Below are 755 nucleotides of genomic sequence, written 5' to 3' on the forward strand. Positions count from 1 at the left end.
AGTCTCCCACCTATCCTACACAAACCGAACCGAACACCAATACCAAGCTATAGTGAAGGTCCCGGGGTCTTTTCGTCCTGCCGCGCGTAACGAGCATCTTTACTCGTAGTGCAATTTCACCGGGCCTGTGGTTGAGACAGCAGAGAAGTCGTTACGCCATTCGTGCAGGTCGGAACTTACCCGACAAGGAATTTCGCTACCTTAGGATGGTTATAGTTACCACCGCCGTTTACTGGGGCTTAAATTCTCAGCTTCGCCACCAAAGGTGACTAACCGGTCCTCTTAACCTTCCAGCACCGGGCAGGCGTCAGTCCATATACATCAACTTAACGTCTTCGCATGGACCTGTGTTTTTGATAAACAGTCGCTTCCCTCTATTCTCTGCGACCCCACAACCCACCACCAACGCAAAGGCTGGTTTAAGTCGTGTGGTCCCCCTTCTCCCGAAGTTACGGGGGCATTTTGCCGAGTTCCTTAACCACAGTTCACCCGAACGCCTTAGTATTTTCAACCTGACCACCTGTGTCGGTTTAGGGTACGGGCCATACATCCACATCGCTAGAGGCTTTTCTCGACAGTACTAGATCACCAACTTCACCCCAATTGGGCTACGCATCACGCCTCAGGCATACGGTGTGCGGATTTGCCTACACACCACCTCACACGCTTACACCAACAATCCACTAAGCGGCATGGCTACTACACTGTGTCACCCCATCACTTGAACCACACATCAGGCCCCACGACATCAACAA

Annotated in this window: 1 rRNA gene; it reads right to left on the minus strand. The window is 51.9% G+C overall.

Going from position 1 to position 755, the window contains the following annotated elements:
- Nucleotides 1-755: ribosomal RNA gene (locus HMPREF2993_RS04795) — 23S ribosomal RNA — on the minus strand; the annotation flags it as partial.

The organism is Corynebacterium sp. HMSC068G04 (assembly GCF_001814885.1).
GTDB classification, from domain to species: Bacteria; Actinomycetota; Actinomycetes; order Mycobacteriales; family Mycobacteriaceae; genus Corynebacterium; species Corynebacterium hiratae.